Here is an 18,467-nt window from a genome sequence, read left to right as displayed (position 1 = left end):
CACGCGGGCTGCTATATGGAAATAGTCAATCGGAGCAGTATTGAGAACGAGATACCCGATCTTCTTTCAGACACATCGGTTTGGAGCTTAGTGCCTCATAAGGTTTCAGAACACAGTGCTGAAATTTGGACGGGCACTTTATTCCCTTATTTAAGAAAACCGGCGCTTAGCCGTATAATTGTATATATAAATAATACCGAGATAAGCCGAGTAGATATTACGCTAGCTCAATGGCAACGCCCTTTTCGCCGCGTCAGCAAGCGATTTTATGTGCTTTTAACGCTGGATAACTTGCTGCCAAATCAAGAATACAGAGTGGTTTTTTTTCAACAATTAGAGGACGATGCTCTGGATTACGCAGGCGATTGGCTTCTGTTAAAAACGGCTTATTTCAGTACCTTGCCTTTAGCACTTCCCACCAGCGAGACAAACGCTTTTACGGTTTCTTTAAGCAGCTGTTTCTATGAGCACAAAGACTATGGCCAAACTGCCCAAGCCTTCAAAACGCTGTACGCAAACAATAATAAGGTGTTTAAACCCGACATAAAGTTCATGGTAGGCGACCAAGTTTACTTAGATATTGGCGCTGACTCTCTTTCCCCGCTAACCAACGAAGTAAGACTTAGAATTGCCGATGACTACGCAAAACACTGGCAAGCACTAGGAAGCATGCTTTCTCGTGGCGGCACCTGGATGCTACCGGACGACCACGAATATTGGAATGATTACCCGTTTTATGATGGCATAGTACCTACCCTATACATGTTGAGAATTCCTAAAATTCGCGCCGCGTGGAAAGGCGCATCTGAAGATGGTGTTAAGCGCATTCAGCAAACGAAAGCGCTGATTGAAACCTTCACCATTGGTAACGATTTATCTTTTTGCATCGCCGATTTACGCTCTTCACGGTCAAAAACCCAGTTTATCAACAAAGCGGGATTTGCTGAGCTCATTGAATGGATAACCACACTTACCACACCTGGGGTATTGGTCATTCCGCAGGTTTTAGTCACCCAAGAAAATAAGCTAGAACGCAACTTACTAAGCTTTAAAAAACAATACACCGCGCTTTTAAATGCCCTTGCTACTGCCAGCCATGACATTGTTGTACTGTCGGGCGACGTGCACTTTGGCCGTATATGCTCAGTAGATATTGGTACAAAGGGAGTTAAACTCATTGAAGTCGTGGCATCACCAACATCGAACCTTACTGGCGTGAACTCTGTTGCCTCATCTAAGCCAAGCTATTTCCCCGAGAAATTTCCCGACCCGAAAGCCAAGCTGGATGTGAATTGGCCAGAAAGTAACGTTAACTATTATGATGAGCCATACCAGCTCACCACAACGAAAGGCAGATGGTTTTCTTCATACTGGCGAGACAGAACGAATGAACACATGATGACAATTGGTTTTAACAAAATAGACGGCAAAGTGAACATGACTGTTCAAGCGTGGTTAATTAGGAAAACGGATGCAGATGGAAAACCAAAACCCCAATTTAAAGCGCCTTTTACGATTGCCTTAAACTGAACAAAAAACGTTATTATTACTGGCTATTGTTTGCTTCAATAGTGTAACTTTTCATTACGCCCCTAATTATCTTTGTAAGGCACCAGCAATGAAGTACGTTGCATTTGCATTAATACTGACGGCACTTTCAGTAAACAGCTACGCTTTTGACCCCAAGCAAGCGCGACAATCACACAAGATTGTAGTGAAATGCAAAGATATCGCTTGGTCAGACATTCAAACTCTTGTACAACCCTATTTATCTGACGATATAAATGCAGCCCTGGTTATGCAGGGGCAAAATGCCAATTACAAAGTGTCGTTAGCTGCCGAACAAATTATCGGTGAACCCCTTCCGGATGTTATTATCACCATACTTGAATCTATCATAGCAGCAGATTGTTAACCTTATAGAGCCGTCAAAGAACAAAGAGTAAGTAAACTTCCCCACCCGCTTCTGATTTTATTCTTTCACCTGCGTAATCATTTCTAAACTCTTTCATGCATTGTACCGTAAAAATATAAAGCCCATAGTCGAGCGACTATGGTTGCAACGCAAACTGGCTTTATGCAAAGCCCAAAAGGATATTTACAATGGCTAAAAAACCCCAATTAACAACATCAGCTGGCGCCCCAGTTGCGAGTAACGAAACAACTAAAACGGCAGGACCACGTGGCCCCGCTCTTCTTCAAGATTATCAATTGCTAGAAAAACTAGCCCACCAAAACCGAGAGCGTATTCCAGAGCGCGTTGTTCACGCTAAAGGCTGGGGAGCGCAAGGGACTTTCACGGTTACTCATGATATTACCGACTATTCTTGCGCCGATATTTTTTCACAGGTAGGCAAGCAAACTGAAGTGCTAAGCAGGTGGTCAACTGTAGCAGGCGAATCTGGCGCGGCTGACACCGAGCGCGATGTACGTGGTTTTAGTCTGAAGTTTTATACCGAACAAGGCAACTGGGATATGGTAGGTAACAATACCCCGGTGTTCTTTGTTCGTGATGGCTACAAATTCCCTGATTTTATTCGCACCCAAAAACGCCACCCGAAAACCAACCTTCGTTCACCAGAAGCCATGTTCGACTTCTGGGCAGGCCAGCCAGAAAGTGTACACCAGGTGACTATTCTGATGTCTGATAGAGGTATACCCGTATCGCCTATGCATATGAATGGTTATGGAAGCCATACTTTCAGCATGTGGAACAAAGATGGCAAACGTCATTGGGTGAAGTTTCACTTCAAGACCCAGCAAGGCATTAAGAACTACACCAATGAAACGTCTGAGAAGATTATTGGTAGTACGCGAGAAAAGTATCAAGAAGAACTGTATAACGCCATAGATGAAGGGAACTTCCCGAAATGGACTATGTACATTCAGGCTATGCCGGAAGAAGATGCTGGTAAGCAAGCTTTTAACCCTTTCGACTTAACAAAAGTATGGCCGCATGATGATTACCCGCTTATTCAAGTAGGCGAGCTGGAAATGAATCAAAACCCTGAAAACTATTTCCAAATGATTGAAAATGCGGCATTCAGCCCATCCAACGTTGTACCTGGCATTGGTTTCAGCCCTGACAAAATGTTGCAGGCACGAATCTTTTCGTATGCTGATGCACACAGATACCGTTTAGGCACGCATTATGAAGCGCTACCCGCTAATGCGCCTAAAAACAGTAAGGTAAACCACTATCATAAAGACGGTGCAATGCGCTTCTTTACCAACGATTTTGGCAATCCTGATGCGTACTACGAGCCAAACCAACACGAAGGTCCTGTGGCAGATTTCTCGGTAAAAGAGCCGCCACTTCGCATTGACGGCGATGCAGACAGATATTATCAAGAAGATGCGGATGTTGATTACGTTCAACCTCGTAAACTTTATGAGATGTTTGATGACGCACAAAAAGAGCGTATGTATAAGAACTACGCGGCGGCCATGGGCCCATGCTCAGATAGCGTGAAAGAGCGCTGGTATGCCGTGTTAGAAAAAGTACATCCAGATTATGCAGCAGGTGTGAAACACGCGGTAGAAACCTTGGATACCGACGTTAACACAGTACCTATTACTGAAAACACGCCGATTGAAGATAACTAAATCTAATTGTGTCTAGCTGGTAACGTTGTGAATTAGCGTTACTTTACATAGCTACACAAAAGCCCCAAACACGATGTGTTTGGGGCTTTTTATTGATAGTCGAAGTAGACTAGTACAAATCTTAAAGATGCGTGGGAATTGAACTACACATTGCTTTATATTTTATGGCTATGACACCCACTTTTATAGCGAGGCTTTAAACGGGCTATTTCTTGTCGGAACGTTCCGCTCTTTTCTTTTTCTTGCGCTCGTTCTTGTCGGTTACAATCTTAATCGCTTCTTCTTGCGTTAAGTTAGGGTGTTTAGTGATTATCTCTTTAACTCTGTCATCAAATTTTGTCATTTATAAATCTCATGTTTTGTATGTTCAATATTACAGCGGTTCTAGCTTTCAACGTGAATAGATGTGTAGCGGTTCAACTTCCTGCACCGTTCAAAAAAGATGGCAAGATTAGAAATAAGCGCACCCTTTATACTTAGATATACTCAGATGCCTTCGCACAAATAAACTAGAACAACAGCTCATGCGTGATAACCGTATTTTACACCAAACTCGAAAATAAAGATGTGGAAATCGAGTTGAAATTTGAGGGGGGCTTTGTGGACACCCACAGTAATTTTAAGGGTATCTAACTTTATGAGATTTTGTGGACACCCACTGCGATAGGTTCAAAAACCGTCGTTCGCAACAACGAGATAAGGGCATCTTTCAATGCATATTAGTTTATTCATCAACGTTACACTCTTCCCCTTGATAATCGGCAGTTTTACTGTGTCGTGACTTTTGGCACATGTGCAAACTAGGCGGACTCATTATCATCGAACTTACTATCAACGGACTAAGTGACACCCACGATGAAAAAACTAATAATCCTTCTCAGTATGTGTTTAGCAACGGCTGCTTTGGCTAATAGTAAGGTTGCTTATCAGGAAGTCGACTTTATTAACCCCAATACACAACAGCCGATTAAATTGTCTATCTGGTATCCAGAGGGTAAACCTTGTGACAATGCCAAACTGTGTCTATCTGAATCCGCGCGCCTAGATCAGGCGGTGCTTTTATCACACGGTGCCATGGGTTCGGCTAGAGAGCTTATTTGGGTTGGTTATGCCACGGCTTCACAAGGTTTTATTACCGTAGGAATTAACCATTTTGGCGAATCTTGGGCTTATGGAAAAGACAGTATTCAGCCACACGCTGCGACAAAGATATGGCGTCGTGCAAGCGAAATATCGGCGGCAATAGACCTACTGCAGCGTAACCAAGCCAGCTCCCAAGAGCCCGCTCATCTATTTAGTCATCAAGTGAATTGGCAACAACTTACCGCTATTGGCTTCTCATCAGGTGGTTCAACCGTTATAACGTTGGGTGGTGGTAAGTACAACCCAGAACAAGCAGTAACTTACTGTGCTTCTGAGCGATCGAAAGGTGATTTGGGCTGCCGCTATGCTAAAAACTTACCGGAGCATGCCATATCAATTGAAGAAGCAAGCCGCGACTATCGCGACGAGCGAATTGTAAAAGTAGTCGCACTTGACCCTGCAGCAGGACCCATGACCACAACAGAGAGTTTATCGAATATGAACATCCCTGTTCTGATTATTGGGGCGAAACAAAACGACTTTTTACCTTTTGCCAATCACGCGGGCTACTATGCATCTACAATACCTAATGCATCACTCTATCGGTTAGACAATAAAGCTGGTCATTTCGTCTTTATCGATAGTTGCCAGCACGAACACAAAGCCATGGGTATTTCTCTATGCAAAGACAAGGAAGGAGTAGACCGCGAAAAAATTCACCAACAGCTTTACCCAAGGCTGTTCCAATTTATTTACTCAGGTACTTAATTTAGAAAGGCCAGAGTACGTTAACATCGTTAGTGTACTCTGGCCTATTTGTCATATAGGTTTAACGTGTAGAACGCCTACGTCCACTTTCACCACTTCTGCCGTTGCGCCCTTTTTTATGGCCGATGAAGATTTAACTGTCCATACCACGCCAGAAAATCGCGCGGTACCGGGCGCCCCAGGAGCCACGTCACTTTCTAAATCGAACTGTGTTCCTATCCAGTCTGACTTTACCTCTTTAGGAGCACGATCTTTTTGAAGTAGCTTCAATGGACGCCAAAGCACTAATGTAAGGATTGCATCAATAATCGCGATGGCAATAAACGCATCTAACAATTCCTCATTGAGTATTCCAATATACATAAGACCTGACACCAGCATCATTGCAATGCCCAACGTCAACAGGAGTATTGTGGTGAAACCCATTAATACTTCGATAATTAGCAATAATAAGCCTATGCCAATTAAAAAGTGCGGTAAGTTGGTAAACATACTGTCCATGGCTACGCCTTCTTACCTATTGTGTTCGCAATCGTCATTGCTTGTGCCACAACATTACCTATTTCTGTTCCACTATCAGGCAGCAATACAATGGAAGACTCTTTTGCAATTTTCTCTTTCGCTTGAATAGCGCCTTTCGCTAGCTCAAGCTGCACCGCTTTTTGCCCTTCTTGGGTTGCGGCCGCTTTACCCACCGTTTCAATGGCTTCTGCATCTGCTTGAGCAACACGAATAATCGCTTGCGCTTCACCGTCGGCTTTTAGTATTTGCTCTTCCCTATCGGCTTCAGCAGCAAGAACGATGGCTTGTTTATCACCTTCGGCGCGGTTAATGGCTGCTTGACGATCACCTTCAGATTCTAAAATCTGGGCGCGTTTTAATCGTTCCGCCTTCATTTGCTGTTCCATCGCATCTAGCACTGAATTCGGCGGGTTAATATCTTTTAGCTCGTAACGCAATACCTGAACGCCCCATGGCGCAGCGGCTTCGTTAAGCGCAGACACAATATTGGTATTCAATAAGTCTCGCTCTTCGAAGGTTTTGTCCAATTCCATTTTTCCAAGTTCAGAGCGCATGGTGGTTTGCGCCAACTGCGTTACCGCAAACGTATAATCTTCTACACCGTAGGTGGCTTTGTAAGGGTCTACCACTTTGAAATACAACACACCATCAACGCTTAACGTGATGTTGTCTTTAGTAATGGCAGATTGCTCTGGAACGTCGCCCGCCTGCTCTTTTAAAGAGCGATTTGCAGCAACCTTATCAATAAACGGAACAATAAAGTTAAGACCGGCTTCCAAGGTGGTGTTGTATTTACCAAAGCGCTCAATGATGTACGCACGGTTTTGAGGTACAAATTTTATTGACGATTTAAGGGTAATAACAATTAGCACAAGTAAGATAATTTGATACGAAAAAACGTATCCTAGTAAGGTGTCTAATTCCATTTACGTACTCCTGAACGATTAATACAATGGCTTCAATAAGTGTTTATATCACAATAAGTAAACACTAAAAGCAGTTAAATTTTGAGGGAACGTTTCAACTGACTAGTGAACGCGGTAATTATTGGACACCCACCGATAGCGGGTAATCAAATATAAACTTACTGAACACCACTATTTTCTCCTGCGTTTTAACAGCTTAGCTCCCGCTCAAAAAATAACCATTGCCATGCATAGAAGTATTATGTAAGTTATACATAACACTTCTATGCAAAGAGACGCTATGGCTTCAATAATTGCAAAAGACTTAGTCGCGGCTTCGGCAACGCCGTTAATACTCTCTATTTTGAAGAATGGTGACAGTTATGGTTACGAAATTATTCAGCAGGTAAAAGAGCATTCAAACGGTTTGCTTGAATGGGCTGATGGAATGCTATACCCCATTTTACATCGCATGGAGAAAAACGACTTCATTGAATCCTATTGGGGTAAGGCCGACACGGGTAGAAAGCGAAAGTATTACACCTTGCAGGATGAAGGCCGCAAAGAATTACTCAAGATGCAAGAGCAGTGGCATCAGCTATACACTTTACTTATGTCTTTCAAAGGAGAATAACGTATGTTTGATCTCGATAACGCTGTTGAAAATTGGTGTAATAAGGTTGTCTCTCACAACATTTGGGATGCAGATAAAATTGATGAATTGAAAGACCACTTATATTGCATTATCGAACAAGATGTAAATTCAGGTACCAATGAACAGCTCGCTTTCGAAAAAGCGACCAGTGAATTAGGCTACCCCGAAGCAGAAATGAAGACGTCTTCTGACCGAGCCAAAGTTATCCATAGAATATGTCGAGTATTAAATAAAATTGAAGGTAATTCCTCGTCAGATTCACCATTAGTGCTCGGTCACGCGATAATATGGGCCAGCGTAATGCTTGCTATGGCTTTAGTTGTTGATGATAAAGACACGAATGGAGCTGTACTGATGATTTTAACACTAGGTTGGTTTGCCAGTTTCCTGACTCTTGATGGTACTAAGGCTTCAGCAAAAAAAGAATGGGCTTGTTTAAAGCGCTTCGTTGAACGAAAAATGTCTTAATTATGGGGCGCTCATTTCATGAGCAATCAATGAGTGGGGTAAGTCATTGAAAAATAGGAGAGATTGGTCGGTGTGAGAGGATTTGAAAATAGTCTGATCACATTACATAGCAATATATAGTGGTACTCCCGTCAGAGCGACACTATATAGTGATACATAGTACTACGTTTTGGGTGCCAAAATATGCTGCTAGTGCACAAATGGGTGCAGTCCCCCAAGTTAAAAACTTTCATATTTCACGCATTCTAAATGCTGTAAATATTGCGATTAGTTGCGTTTTATCCGCGTACGGATTGATACGGCAAACAAGGCAATAATAATAGGGCCTATAACTGCGTATAGCGTATTTATTAAATAAACGGGGGAGTTTTTCGGTAAATTATCAAAAATTTCAAGCTTATCTTTTTGAAGTGTCAAAGTCTGTATCGAATATGTTAGTACCCCTCTAATTCCTTCAACGTTGATCTTGATGGAATTCATTAGCGTTTCAAAACTGTCAAATGAGCTTATATTCACTTCTGAAATATTAATCTCAATTAGTGACTCATTAGCATAAATTGAATAATCCCAAAGGTGATAAGCATTTAGAAAAGTGAGAAGTGACAACCACAAAAACACTCTTAATGGGCTGGTCCCATAGTTGCTAAAAATTTTATATGCAGCAGGTACACTCAGTAACCAACGCCGCCACCATTTTAGCTGCCTTCGCTTAGCTTCCATCTCCCCTACGAAAAAATCATTTGCTAATCCAAAGTCTTTATTCTCTTCAAGTGAATACCTTATATTTCGATAGGTATTCTCGATCCCTGGCAGCATCTCGCGCCTGCTGTAATAGTCATTTTGTTGGTGAAAACTTAGTTCATCAAACAGTCCATTTGCGTATTTCGGTGAATCCGGTCGGTCGTTTCGGTTTTATCCGATCACTTTTTCTTCTTCTTTTTCGTCCTTGCCAGTTTTACCTTAAGTGATCGGATTGGTCTAGTTTTCTCATCGATTCGCCAGCCAGTTCAATTCGATGACTGTTGTGCAGTAAACGGTCGAGTAATGCATCTGCCACGGTGGGGTTACTGATGAGTTTGTACCATTCGGTAACGGGCAACTGGCTAGCGATAATGGTGCTGGTGTTTTGATATCGTTCTTCCATCACGTCAAGTAAGTCATTGGCCTGTCTTGCACTCAGTTTTTCCATTCCCCAGTCATCTAGGATGAGTAGCTTTTTCTTGGCGAGTTGTGCAAGCTGTTGTCGATAACTGCCATCGGCGTGACCGATATTCAGCTCATCAAGAAGCTGGCCGAGCCGGTAATATCTTACTGTATGATGCTGTTCACAGGCTTGTCTGGCTAATGCGCAAGCGAAGTACGTTTTACCGCACCCCGTTGCACCAGTAACGATAATGTTATGGGCGTGATGTAAGTATTGGCCGCTCAACAGTGTGGCGACTTTATCTTTGCGTAGACCGCGCTCTGCACGGTATTCCAATCGGCTGGCGTGAGCTTCTAAGCGCAAGGTTGCTTGCCGCAGTAAACGCTTCACTTTGCTGTCTTGACGACAGTGAATTTCGTGCTGCGCCAGTAATCCCAAGCGTTCTTCGAAGCTCATCTCGTCGTAGGTTGTCGCTTGGCCTTGTTGTTGCAATAACGCTTGAGCGAAGTGCCCAAGCCGTAAGCTACGCAGTTGCTCTTGTAGTTGGAGATTGTGTCATGAGTTGTCCTATTGATAGTAATATTGGCCGCGGATATTGTGGTGGGTAACAGGTTGTTCATCTTGCTCGACAGCGGTGCTCGGTACGCTTTCTTGGTGATGTTTGAGTAAGTTCATCACAACGCTTCTGTGAGGGCGTTCTAGCAGTAACGCCTTTTGGCAAGCGGCTTCAAGTCGCGCAGCACCATGCTGTTTAGTGAGATTTAGAATGGCTAGGCAGCTTTTAATCGCTTGCTCTGGATGTTGACGGCTATGGATGTGCCACTGCACCACACCGCGCGTACCTACACCAATATTCTCAGCCCAGTGCAATAAGCGTTCAGCGCTGAAGCGCTGTTTTACATGGCTGTCCGGCATGTGTTCTTTTTGCGTTGAGAAGCCGCCGTCTTTTGCTGATTTAGCGTGCTGTGTCACCAGTTGATTTTGGTGATAGATGCTAATCACGCTGCCACTAGCTTCGATGGTCACTGTGTTGCCCACTAAGGTGTGCGGTACAGAGTAAGCATGCTTTTGGTACAGCACATGGTAATCCGGCCCAACTTTGGCCCGTTTACTGTCTATGTACTCATACGTGGTGCCAGGCAATGGCATTAACGCGGGCTTATCGAGCAGTTCAAACTGCTCACGGCGAGAGCCTGGATGTAAGCGCTGCGGCCGATTATTTAACTCTTCCATTAACACTTTGATACGTGCGTTAAGGCTCGCTAAGGTGTAAAAGCACTCCCGGCGTAATCGCATTAATATCCAGCGTTCAACAATCAGTACCGCATTTTCTGCTTTGGCCTTATCCTTCGGTTTGTAAGGTCTTGCCGGAACGATGGCGCAGCCATAATGCCGCGCCATTTTGGCGTAGTTTTCATTCATCGTGGGTGCGTAACGGTGGGCTTTGGTAACGGCTGATTTCAGGTTATCCGGCACAAGTAAACGGGGTACACCGCCAAGGTAGCGGAACGTTCTTACGTGCGCCATTATCCAGTCTTCTTCACGTTGTGAGCGGCCAGCTTCAACATACGTGTAGTTGGTCGCACCTAAAGTCGCTACAAAGATTTGTGCGTGATAACGCACTTCGCCTGTATCGGGATTAACAATAGGTACTGTCGGCCCGCAGTAGTCAATAAACAACTTGTCGCCCGCAATATGGTGCTGGCGCATACTACGCTTCTGCTTTTTAAGCCATCGCTGATAATGCTCGCAAAACTGCGTGTAACCATAAGCTGACGCACTATCCTCGGCGCAATATTCTTCCCACAGTAACAGCTTAGTCATGCCTTTACGCTTCAACTCTTGCTGCATAAGCATAAAGTCAGGCAGCCGTTTTTGGCGCTGAACGGGACCAGTGTTATACAACTGAGCCTCGAGCGTTTTATCGTTGATCGCTTCCGGTAACGGCCACGATAAATCACTGGATTTAAAGCGCGAGAGTATTTCACTCACGGTTGAAGGACCGAGACTTAAGCATTGGCCGATGTCTCGATGACTTAATCCTACTTCGAATTTGAGACGCAGGACGTCTTTAATTTTTCTCATATCGGTTCTCTTTCTCGCCATGGCAGCTCGTTCCTTCAATCAAGTGATGAAGTTGAGCTTACCAATTGATTTAGTGAGAAAAAGAAGAAGATTTCGGGATTCCGATCAGTGATTTCGGAAAAACGTCATTTTTGATCGGGTAACTCCGAAATAAGCGATCGGATTAGACCGAAATCACTGATCGGATTGAACCGAAATGGGTGATCGGAATGGGCCGGAACATGCACCATTGCGCCTAACCTTTTTCTGCCGCCAATCATTCCCTATAAAATTAACGCCGCGAAGGTCAGTATTTCGAAAACTCGCTTCAGAAAGTCTTACTCCGTTGAAAGTAACTCCTTTGGGGTCCGCAAAGCTTATTTCTTCAAGCATGGCTCTACTATTGAAAAGAACATACAGAACTACATGTTCTCGCCTGTGTGGAAATCTAACGCGATAACGGTTGAATGCTCTGAGAATAATTGCTCTTATTTTACGTAGATGCTTTTTCACAAATCCCACGAAGATTCGAATATAGTGGCGAATTCGGCTTTTGAGAAATGACCTATAATTTCTATACTGATATTTAATCTTTGTCCAAGTATCAGCTTCAGGTCCAGGTTTCTGGGTTATTACTAAAGATGGGCCGGCTACAGTAAAACTAAATGCCGAGCTTACAGATAATGAAACGGTTTTAGTTTGTATAAATGTTGCCTTACTAGAGAAGTGGCAACGGTTGAAGTTAGCTGACTGTTTTAAAGCTCCCGAAATAAAGAACTCACCATCAAACTTTACTTCTTTTGCGATAAAACTTTCTTCTACTTCAATAGACGCAGCTTTAAAAAAGCTAAACTCTAGTCCGCTAAGATCAACTGAGCCTTTGAATTTGCAGGTTTGTAGTTCCAAACTGCTAATTTCACAACCAGTCATATCTACATTGCCTTCAAACACGCCCTGTTTTATTTTGACTCCATAAAGGCTCGAATTTTGTAATCTCAATGATGTTTTACACACCACATTTTCCAGCTCTTTAGTTATTGGGAAGTTAAAGCCTCTCCAATCACCATCTCCCTTTATATCCAGTCGTTTCAATCTCCACCAAAAACGCTTTTGAGCATCGCCCTGCCTTATAGTTTGATGGAATAGGCACAGCTCTGCCTCATTAAGCGCTTTTTCTTCTGCTGGATGCTTACAGGTTTCGCCATTTCCATGGTTGTAACTGCACTTTTTGACCATTCTTTATTACCTCCATGTATTTTGGCAGCTGGGAACATTTTTGGTGTTTGACTCTAAGCAAACCATATTCCCCCAGTAACTTTTACCCGCATTTTTTATCTGGTGTTATCAATTCGACGCTGCGAAAAGGAAAGCTACATTAGTTATTTTGATTCATGCAGTTGGTTCCCAAAATTTTCAGCAATCTCCTAAACTCATCATTATCCGAATCACTTTTCCAGCGGTTGATAAATCGGCAAACTACTTGAAGATTATCTCTCTCGTAGTGACCGTTGCTATCGATTCTGTCCAAGGAACAAACAAGCTCTTTGTCGCCATTGACTTCGTCCATTTCAAGAGGCAACTCTGATAATGCACACATCCCCTCCTGAGCTTCAATCAACGCGGTTATGTAGTCTTCCAGCTCCATTTCATTGCGAAACTTCACATCCTTATTTTTAACCGCCCTTTCTACTGTTTGGCCATTAGATTGCTTCGCTGTCGTAAACGCCATTCTAGACATTCGCATAGCTGCTTTTCTGGCGCTGTTCGCATAGGTTACAGGATTATATTCTTTTGAAGCATTGGCATTTTTCTTTTTCCACAGTTCCTGCTCATGCCAAGGCGATAGATCTTCGCCATTTATTAAAGCGATAGCATATTCAGCATTTTCAGGTTTTAGTTGCTGGAGTGTGGCTTCGGTTGATAAGAAATCTTTTGCTTTTGGATGAAGACCGTGCCATAGAAGCTGTTGCCCTGATTTGCTGCGGTCTGACCATGGCTCACATGGTTTATGACAGACAACAACTTCTCTTTTTCGGTCAACAGGCTCTTTCTTGTTTTCAAAAAAATGAGGGGCATTTTTTGAAACAGTCCAGTATAGCTTCTCGCCATCTCTATGAATCCAGAGATCATCAGCTGTCTCGGAGATGATCGTCATGAGGTTGTACCAACGGGATGCGGTTGATCTGGTCGGTGGCAGTCCTCTGGCTGATTTATCATTCTTCATTCGAGAAATGATGTATTCTTCCCGTTTACCTTGTTCCCAGAGAGGCTGTGCCTCGACATCGTTCATCGTTGCGACAGTGCCTTTTGCTTTACAGACTGTCCATTCGCAATTTTCTTCGCCAAAATTGGCTATAAACACTCTCAAGTTTTTTACATCCCTGTTTAAACTAAAAAATTATAAAGAACCCTATCAATTACCATTTAAAATAAAATCGCCGCCATCTTCACCTTGCTGTTGAACAAAATCAGATTTAGCGACAAAAGGTTCAATATCAGAAGGCTTAATAGCAGAAAAAAGTTTAAAGTACCAAAAAGACCATTCTTCCGTTTTTAGAGTGTCGATTTCAGGTTCTCTTGAAAAGATTCTTATTTGTAATGTCAGTTCTTCCGAGTCTCTAGTGTTGCATTTATTTATTATCACTTGCTCAAATGCTCTAAACTTCCCTTCTACTCGACTGCGGATTTCATATATTTCGTCCCATGTATTTAATTTATCTAGAACGTTAGCATCCTGTTCATCCCACACAACTTTAATTTTCGGTTCCGGGTCGCGAGCTTCGCTAATTTCAATCTTCAGTGAAGACTGAGCTTCTTCTGCATAGGGATAAAATGCCAATCGCTCTCTTCGTTTTTTATACTTAAAAAGATCTTTCGCTTTTTTCGCATCTTGATTACAAACATCACATAAGGGAATTAGATTATCTGGGTGTACCGCAAATATGGGATATTTTGACTTACATAACTGATGGTCGTAGTCAGCTCTCCACTGTTCACCATCCACTATACCCGCTCTGAATGCTGCCAGCTCTTTCATTCCACACGCTTTACAAATATTTCCGTTAACTGCTTGTGCTCTGAACGCATTGAAATGCGCCGTAATATCAGTTCCACCAGCAGCTCTTATGATAGGAATTAAATCCTTTGTAGCGCAGTAGAGGTGAGTTGATATTGCTTTTTACTTTGCGAAACATTCTGGTGGTAAAAAGTCCAATATGTCTCTGACTGGATTATCGAAGAAAACACTAAAGCTCTGGTTACTATACACAGCATCATACAATCGAGTTTTGATGTCCTCCCCTGCTGCGTTTATCGAATCAAAGAGAAATTCAAACTTGTCCCTTGTAAGCGCGCTTTGTGCTCTAGGGTAGTTTTCTCGAGCATTTTCCCAACATGCATCCCCAACCGCACCTTCTGTAAAAAGCGTGCGATCAAACTCGTCAGCACTTGCTGCATGTTCTAGAAAAAAGAGTAGCTCTGCATTAAGCAAATCAAACACCTTAAACCTAGGCGAATCTGGTGACAACTTAAACAGCATTACTGGCTTAACTTCCTTATTAAATAGGCTTTCTCCGCAGATAAACCAAGATTTTTCTTAATCCATTTTTTGGCGTGTTCATCTCCTTTTTCTAATTGTACACGTATTTCGTAGATTACACTTTGTGAAATCAACGAACGTAATCCAAATAGCTCTTTTATTAGCACATCAAATGATGCCCCGTAAGTCTCGTTTTGCACCATGTTCATCCGTATAAATCCGTTGTCATCTCGCCGGAATTGATAAACATTTTGGCACTTGAGAGAAGAGACCATAAATGGAGAATGTGTCGAGAGAAAAACCTGTGATTTTGTTCCTTTGTTACCGGCATTTAACGCATCAGAAACGTACTTATGAAAAGAAGTTCGCCAGGCTGGATTAAATGCGTCTCTGGTTCGTCGAGTAAAAATAGAGTATTTTCCTGCGAATATAATTTTAATATCGCTAATATCTGCAGTAACTGCGACTCACCATCTGATAACTCTTCAAAAGCAACTGAAGTTAAATTATCTCCTTCTAGCATTAAACGCTTAGCTGCTAATGCTAACTTTACTTTAAGGGGCTTTTTAACTGTCCCAAAAAAATAATTTCTATCCAGTTGATATCGGTCATGCGCGCTAATATTTTTTAGGCCCAACTGCTGAGTCTTATATAAGCGCTCGAAAAGTCTAAATGGGTTAAGTACGCCATGGGTTGATAGCCTGCTATCGTCAGCTAGCTGGCTGAGATCTAAGCTAATAGTCCCCTTCAAAGCATCTAATTCGTAGTACTCAAATTCTTCTGAGGTTGTTTTTCTGCCCTGATACTCTACATTTTCCTCCCCCGCTAATTGAATGAAGGAGCTTACACTTTCTACAACTTCGTCAGATACATAAGGCTGAGTAAAATCAAATTCGAGTATTAACAAAGTTGGAGTTGAATAAAGCAGCCTATATTGACTATTTTTTTTCGCTAAATCTTGGACGAAAAAAGACTCGTACTCAAAATCAATAAAAGAAACGACAAGCTGCGCACTATCGTAGTCTAGATATACCAGGTTAGAGGTCTGAGTAACCGTTTCCGGTAATTCAATTTCATCCTCAACGTAGTCAGCTACCTCAAAATTAAACAAATATGGGTGATTTCGTTGATACCTTTTTAGAAGATCTATTTTGTTCTTTCTAAACTGATTAAAAGCTGATTCCGAATCATTTCGATTATTTTCTGCGTAATACCATGAAGCCGATCGGTCAATACTATTCAAGCCGATCACTTTTTTGTCTGCCAGTAGACCTTAGTAAAATCTAACTTGAGTGATCGCCATCAGTCAAGGAATTTAGTTTTTTTCGCATCGATTCGCCTTTTAATTCCAACTTTATTGCTCCGTGAACAAGCCGATCTAGGATCGCATCAGCATGTGTCGATTCTCCGATCATTTCATACCAATTTTCTATCGGTAATTGGCTGGCAATTAAGGTCGATTTTGTGTCATATCTCGCATCAATTAATTCCAGTAAATCACTGCGTTGTTGAGCTGTTAATGGCTCTAATCCCCAATCATCTAGGATCAGTAAATTGGCAGAGCTAAGCTTGTTGATCAGTTTTCGATAACTACCATCGGCTTGCGCTAAGAACATCTTTTCTAATAGCTCTTTAAGCCTAAAATAATAAACGCTACTCCCTTGTTGGCAGTGGTTTTGACCAAGCGCGCAAGCGAGGTAAGTTTTGCCACACCCCGTTGCGCCCGTGATCAAGATGTTTTGATGAAGGCGAAGCCATTCACCTTGTGCTAATGAACGGATCTGAGTTTTATCGAGTTGTCGTGCTGCGCCATAGTTTAGTTGAGCCAGTGTGCCGCCAACTCTGAACTTTGCTTGACGAGTTAAGCGATCAATTTTACGCTGGTCACGCTGTGTTATTTCATGCTCAAGCAATAAACTTAGCCGCTCTTCGAAACTTTGTTCTACGTATAGATTGGGTTGCTCATATTGCTGCAATAGTGCATCACGTATACCGCTTAGCTTTAAGTTACTTAACTGGTTATTGACTTGTTGATTGATATTTTGCATAAGATTTCCTTTGGTTTGTTAGTTTTGATTAATGGTAATAGTTGTTGCCGCGGATATTTTTATGATCAATATCTTGTAGTAAATCACCTTGAGCTTGTGGTAAGGGTTGCTTATCCAAGCCCTTTTCTAAAATGTTTTTTACTTGTTTTACGCGAGTAACACCTGTGGCTAATGCGCGATGACAGGCTGCTTCAAGACGTTGGTCAGTAAACTTCTTACCTAGGCTTAATAACCCCATACAAGCACGGTAGCTTTGTTCTGGATGCTTTTTAGCTTGCATCAATTGCATAACAAACTGCTCCGTTGAACCACCGAACTTAGCTGCCCAACGCTCGAACCGTTGTGGTGTCCATTGCTGCTGCTTTTGATGAGCTATTGGCATATGTAGATCAAGCGTAGTGTGTGCACCTTCTCGGTGTGATCTTGGATGAACGGCTACTTGAACACCCTGATGGTAAAGTGTCACCAGTTGACCTGTGGCATGGGCTTCAAGCTTTTGTTTGATCAAGGTATGAGGTACTGAGTAGTAGTGTTTTTCAACTTCGACATGATAATCAATATGCACGCTTACTTGTTTGACTAAGGTGTAACTGTAAGCCTGTGTGGGTAGTGGTTTGAGAGCAGGTTTATCAATGGATTCAAACTGACTGAGCCTTGAACCAGGGTGCTTCTTCATTTTCCGCTGGTTTAAGTCGACAAGCAGTTTTTGTATCTTTAGGTTTAATTGGCGCAAGCTAAAGAAGCTTTCATTGCGAAGCCGTGCCATTATCCAGCGTTCGACAATTTGCACACCCACTTCTGCTTTGGCTTTATCCTTGGGCTTATAAGGTCTAGCAGGCACAATGACCGTATTGTAGTGTGTCGCCAATTGTTGGTAGGTTGGATTTAAATCAGGCTCATATCGACAAGGTTTAGTTACCGCACTTTTTAAGTTGTCAGGGATTACCAGCTCTGGCACACCACCAAGAAACTCAAAACAACGAGCATGACTCATCACCCAATCTTCTAGCTTTTGGCTATACGTTGCCTCCGCATACGTATAATTAGATGCGCCCATAACTGCGACAAACACTTGAGCTGTACGGTATTCACCTGTACTAGCATCAACAATATTCATAGTTGGGCCGCAGTAATCAACAAACAGTTTTTCACCTGCTTTATGGTTTTGTCGCATGGACGGTTTTTTGACATTTAAGCCATGCCTTGTACTGTCGGCAGAAGTGGGTGTAACTGTAAAATCCTTCCTCGTGTCGCTCTTTGTATTCTTGCCAAAGCAGCAATAGCGTCATGGTTTTGGGTCGCAGCTCCTGCTGAACTAACAACCAGTCAGGAATACTAAAGCCTTTTAGTCGGGGCTTTGTTTTGAAGAATGCTCGTTGCAGAGAATGATCATCCCATTTTTCATCAAGTGGCCAGCAAGTGATACCTAACTCTGCTGATTTACAGGCATATTTAGAAACAATTGAAGGTGAAATAGATAAGCTGTTTGCTATCTTTCGATGACTGAGTTTACAGTCGTATTTTAGTCTTAAAATCTCTTTAAGTTTACGCATTGAAATAGGTGCCGTTGGCATGGTTATTCTCATCATCAAAAATGAAAAGGATAACGGTTAAAAACACCTACTGGATAGACAAAAATGAGTATAAATTGAACGATACCATTCAA

General features: G+C 42.5%; 19 protein-coding genes and 1 pseudogene. 6 read left to right on the top strand and 14 right to left on the bottom strand.

Annotation, left to right across the window (positions count from 1 at the left end; translation table 11 throughout):
* Window positions 1-15: 15 nt before the first annotated feature.
* The 3 genes from AMBT_RS05410 to AMBT_RS05400 all read left to right on the top strand — a co-directional run bounded on the left by AMBT_RS05410 (window position 16) and on the right by AMBT_RS05400 (window position 3,606).
* Window positions 16-1,530: a metallophosphoesterase family protein gene (locus AMBT_RS05410; protein WP_083820134.1), complete on the top strand. Its 1,515-nt coding sequence runs from the start codon at window positions 16-18 to the stop codon at window positions 1,528-1,530.
* Between the two features lie 88 nt (window positions 1,531-1,618).
* Entirely contained in the window at window positions 1,619-1,915 is a 297-nt protein-coding gene (locus tag AMBT_RS05405) for a hypothetical protein (protein ID WP_013783580.1), read from the top strand.
* Between the two features lie 188 nt (window positions 1,916-2,103).
* Window positions 2,104-3,606 (top strand): catalase, encoded by a 1,503-nt coding sequence (locus AMBT_RS05400; protein WP_013783579.1) that lies wholly within the window; start codon window positions 2,104-2,106, stop codon window positions 3,604-3,606.
* Window positions 3,607-3,811: 205 nt separating this feature from the next.
* On the opposite strand, the gene AMBT_RS22680 is transcribed toward AMBT_RS05400, so the two are convergent.
* Window positions 3,812-3,949, bottom strand: coding sequence for a hypothetical protein (locus AMBT_RS22680; RefSeq protein WP_013783578.1), 138 nt, complete (start codon window positions 3,947-3,949; stop codon window positions 3,812-3,814).
* Between the two features lie 512 nt (window positions 3,950-4,461).
* Here AMBT_RS22680 and AMBT_RS05395 point away from each other — a divergent pair.
* A complete protein-coding gene (locus AMBT_RS05395) occupies window positions 4,462-5,457 on the top strand; it encodes an alpha/beta hydrolase family protein (protein ID WP_013783577.1) in 996 nt (331 codons plus the stop codon).
* Between the two features lie 51 nt (window positions 5,458-5,508).
* On the opposite strand, the gene AMBT_RS05390 is transcribed toward AMBT_RS05395, so the two are convergent.
* The gene (locus tag AMBT_RS05390) at window positions 5,509-5,958 is read right to left on the bottom strand and encodes an NfeD family protein (protein ID WP_013783576.1); all 450 of its coding nucleotides are present in this window, start codon (window positions 5,956-5,958) and stop codon (window positions 5,509-5,511) included.
* Window positions 5,959-5,960: 2 nt separating this feature from the next.
* Window positions 5,961-6,905, bottom strand: a complete 945-nt coding sequence (locus AMBT_RS05385) for an SPFH domain-containing protein (RefSeq protein ID WP_013783575.1) — start codon at window positions 6,903-6,905, stop codon at window positions 5,961-5,963.
* Between the two features lie 280 nt (window positions 6,906-7,185).
* Between AMBT_RS05385 and AMBT_RS05380 the strand changes: the two genes are divergently transcribed.
* Together AMBT_RS05380 and AMBT_RS05375 are read left to right on the top strand one after the other, a co-directional pair.
* A complete protein-coding gene (locus AMBT_RS05380) occupies window positions 7,186-7,518 on the top strand; it encodes a PadR family transcriptional regulator (RefSeq protein ID WP_013783574.1) in 333 nt (110 codons plus the stop codon).
* A gap of 3 nt (window positions 7,519-7,521) precedes the next feature.
* On the top strand, window positions 7,522-8,007 hold the full coding sequence (locus AMBT_RS05375) for a hypothetical protein (RefSeq protein ID WP_013783573.1): 486 nt from the start codon (window positions 7,522-7,524) through the stop codon (window positions 8,005-8,007).
* A gap of 267 nt (window positions 8,008-8,274) precedes the next feature.
* On the opposite strand, the gene AMBT_RS05370 is transcribed toward AMBT_RS05375, so the two are convergent.
* The 11 genes and pseudogenes from AMBT_RS05370 to istA (AMBT_RS05330) all read right to left on the bottom strand — a co-directional run bounded on the left by AMBT_RS05370 (window position 8,275) and on the right by istA (AMBT_RS05330) (window position 18,375).
* Entirely contained in the window at window positions 8,275-8,823 is a 549-nt protein-coding gene (locus AMBT_RS05370; protein ID WP_013783572.1) for a hypothetical protein, read from the bottom strand.
* 139 nt (window positions 8,824-8,962) lie between these two features.
* Window positions 8,963-9,643, bottom strand: coding sequence for an IS21-like element helper ATPase IstB (gene istB / locus AMBT_RS05365; RefSeq protein WP_013783571.1), 681 nt, complete (start codon window positions 9,641-9,643; stop codon window positions 8,963-8,965).
* 75 nt (window positions 9,644-9,718) lie between these two features.
* The gene (gene istA / locus AMBT_RS05360) at window positions 9,719-11,257 is read right to left on the bottom strand and encodes an IS21 family transposase (protein WP_041452494.1); all 1,539 of its coding nucleotides are present in this window, start codon (window positions 11,255-11,257) and stop codon (window positions 9,719-9,721) included.
* A gap of 153 nt (window positions 11,258-11,410) precedes the next feature.
* Window positions 11,411-12,451: a pentapeptide repeat-containing protein gene (locus tag AMBT_RS05355; protein WP_013783569.1), complete on the bottom strand. Its 1,041-nt coding sequence runs from the start codon at window positions 12,449-12,451 to the stop codon at window positions 11,411-11,413.
* 139 nt (window positions 12,452-12,590) lie between these two features.
* Window positions 12,591-13,577, bottom strand: a complete 987-nt coding sequence (locus AMBT_RS05350) for a hypothetical protein (protein WP_417874135.1) — start codon at window positions 13,575-13,577, stop codon at window positions 12,591-12,593.
* Window positions 13,578-13,628: 51 nt separating this feature from the next.
* Complete coding sequence (locus AMBT_RS22840; protein ID WP_013783567.1) at window positions 13,629-14,252, bottom strand: hypothetical protein; 624 nt, start codon at window positions 14,250-14,252, stop codon at window positions 13,629-13,631.
* 141 nt (window positions 14,253-14,393) lie between these two features.
* A complete protein-coding gene (locus tag AMBT_RS22835; protein WP_013783566.1) occupies window positions 14,394-14,753 on the bottom strand; it encodes a hypothetical protein in 360 nt (119 codons plus the stop codon).
* The gene (locus tag AMBT_RS21860) at window positions 14,753-14,962 is read right to left on the bottom strand and encodes a hypothetical protein (RefSeq protein WP_013783565.1); all 210 of its coding nucleotides are present in this window, start codon (window positions 14,960-14,962) and stop codon (window positions 14,753-14,755) included. Before AMBT_RS21860 ends, AMBT_RS22835 begins: the two co-directional genes overlap by 1 nt.
* 122 nt (window positions 14,963-15,084) lie before the next feature.
* Entirely contained in the window at window positions 15,085-15,996 is a 912-nt protein-coding gene (locus tag AMBT_RS21855; RefSeq protein ID WP_049791751.1) for an AAA family ATPase, read from the bottom strand.
* A 40-nt stretch (window positions 15,997-16,036) separates the two neighbouring features.
* Entirely contained in the window at window positions 16,037-16,801 is a 765-nt protein-coding gene (istB, locus tag AMBT_RS05335) for an IS21-like element ISShfr5 family helper ATPase IstB (RefSeq protein WP_013782552.1), read from the bottom strand.
* Window positions 16,802-16,829: 28 nt separating this feature from the next.
* A pseudogene (gene istA / locus AMBT_RS05330) lies at window positions 16,830-18,375 on the bottom strand (IS21 family transposase).
* Window positions 18,376-18,467: the final 92 nt, after the last annotated feature.

The sequence above is a fragment of the Alteromonas naphthalenivorans genome (assembly GCF_000213655.1).
Lineage (GTDB): Bacteria > Pseudomonadota > Gammaproteobacteria > Enterobacterales > Alteromonadaceae > Alteromonas > Alteromonas naphthalenivorans.
Note: the sequence above shows the minus strand (reverse complement) of the source record. Positions and strands in the feature narration are given on the sequence as shown.

Coding starts and splice junctions, on each gene's coding strand:
- AMBT_RS05410 (WP_083820134.1), top strand. CDS start 16: ATGGAAATAGTCAATCGGAGCAGTATTGAGAACGAGATACCCGATCTT.
- AMBT_RS05405 (WP_013783580.1), top strand. CDS start 1,619: ATGAAGTACGTTGCATTTGCATTAATACTGACGGCACTTTCAGTAAAC.
- AMBT_RS05400 (WP_013783579.1), top strand. CDS start 2,104: ATGGCTAAAAAACCCCAATTAACAACATCAGCTGGCGCCCCAGTTGCG.
- AMBT_RS22680 (WP_013783578.1), bottom strand. CDS start 3,949: ATGACAAAATTTGATGACAGAGTTAAAGAGATAATCACTAAACACCCT.
- AMBT_RS05395 (WP_013783577.1), top strand. CDS start 4,462: ATGAAAAAACTAATAATCCTTCTCAGTATGTGTTTAGCAACGGCTGCT.
- AMBT_RS05390 (WP_013783576.1), bottom strand. CDS start 5,958: ATGGACAGTATGTTTACCAACTTACCGCACTTTTTAATTGGCATAGGC.
- AMBT_RS05385 (WP_013783575.1), bottom strand. CDS start 6,905: ATGGAATTAGACACCTTACTAGGATACGTTTTTTCGTATCAAATTATC.
- AMBT_RS05380 (WP_013783574.1), top strand. CDS start 7,186: ATGGCTTCAATAATTGCAAAAGACTTAGTCGCGGCTTCGGCAACGCCG.
- AMBT_RS05375 (WP_013783573.1), top strand. CDS start 7,522: ATGTTTGATCTCGATAACGCTGTTGAAAATTGGTGTAATAAGGTTGTC.
- AMBT_RS05370 (WP_013783572.1), bottom strand. CDS start 8,823: ATGCTGCCAGGGATCGAGAATACCTATCGAAATATAAGGTATTCACTT.
- istA (WP_041452494.1), bottom strand. CDS start 11,257: ATGGCGAGAAAGAGAACCGATATGAGAAAAATTAAAGACGTCCTGCGT.
- AMBT_RS05355 (WP_013783569.1), bottom strand. CDS start 12,451: ATGGTCAAAAAGTGCAGTTACAACCATGGAAATGGCGAAACCTGTAAG.
- AMBT_RS22840 (WP_013783567.1), bottom strand. CDS start 14,252: ATGAAAGAGCTGGCAGCATTCAGAGCGGGTATAGTGGATGGTGAACAG.
- AMBT_RS22835 (WP_013783566.1), bottom strand. CDS start 14,753: ATGCTGTTTAAGTTGTCACCAGATTCGCCTAGGTTTAAGGTGTTTGAT.
- AMBT_RS21860 (WP_013783565.1), bottom strand. CDS start 14,962: ATGAACATGGTGCAAAACGAGACTTACGGGGCATCATTTGATGTGCTA.
- istB (WP_013782552.1), bottom strand. CDS start 16,801: ATGCAAAATATCAATCAACAAGTCAATAACCAGTTAAGTAACTTAAAG.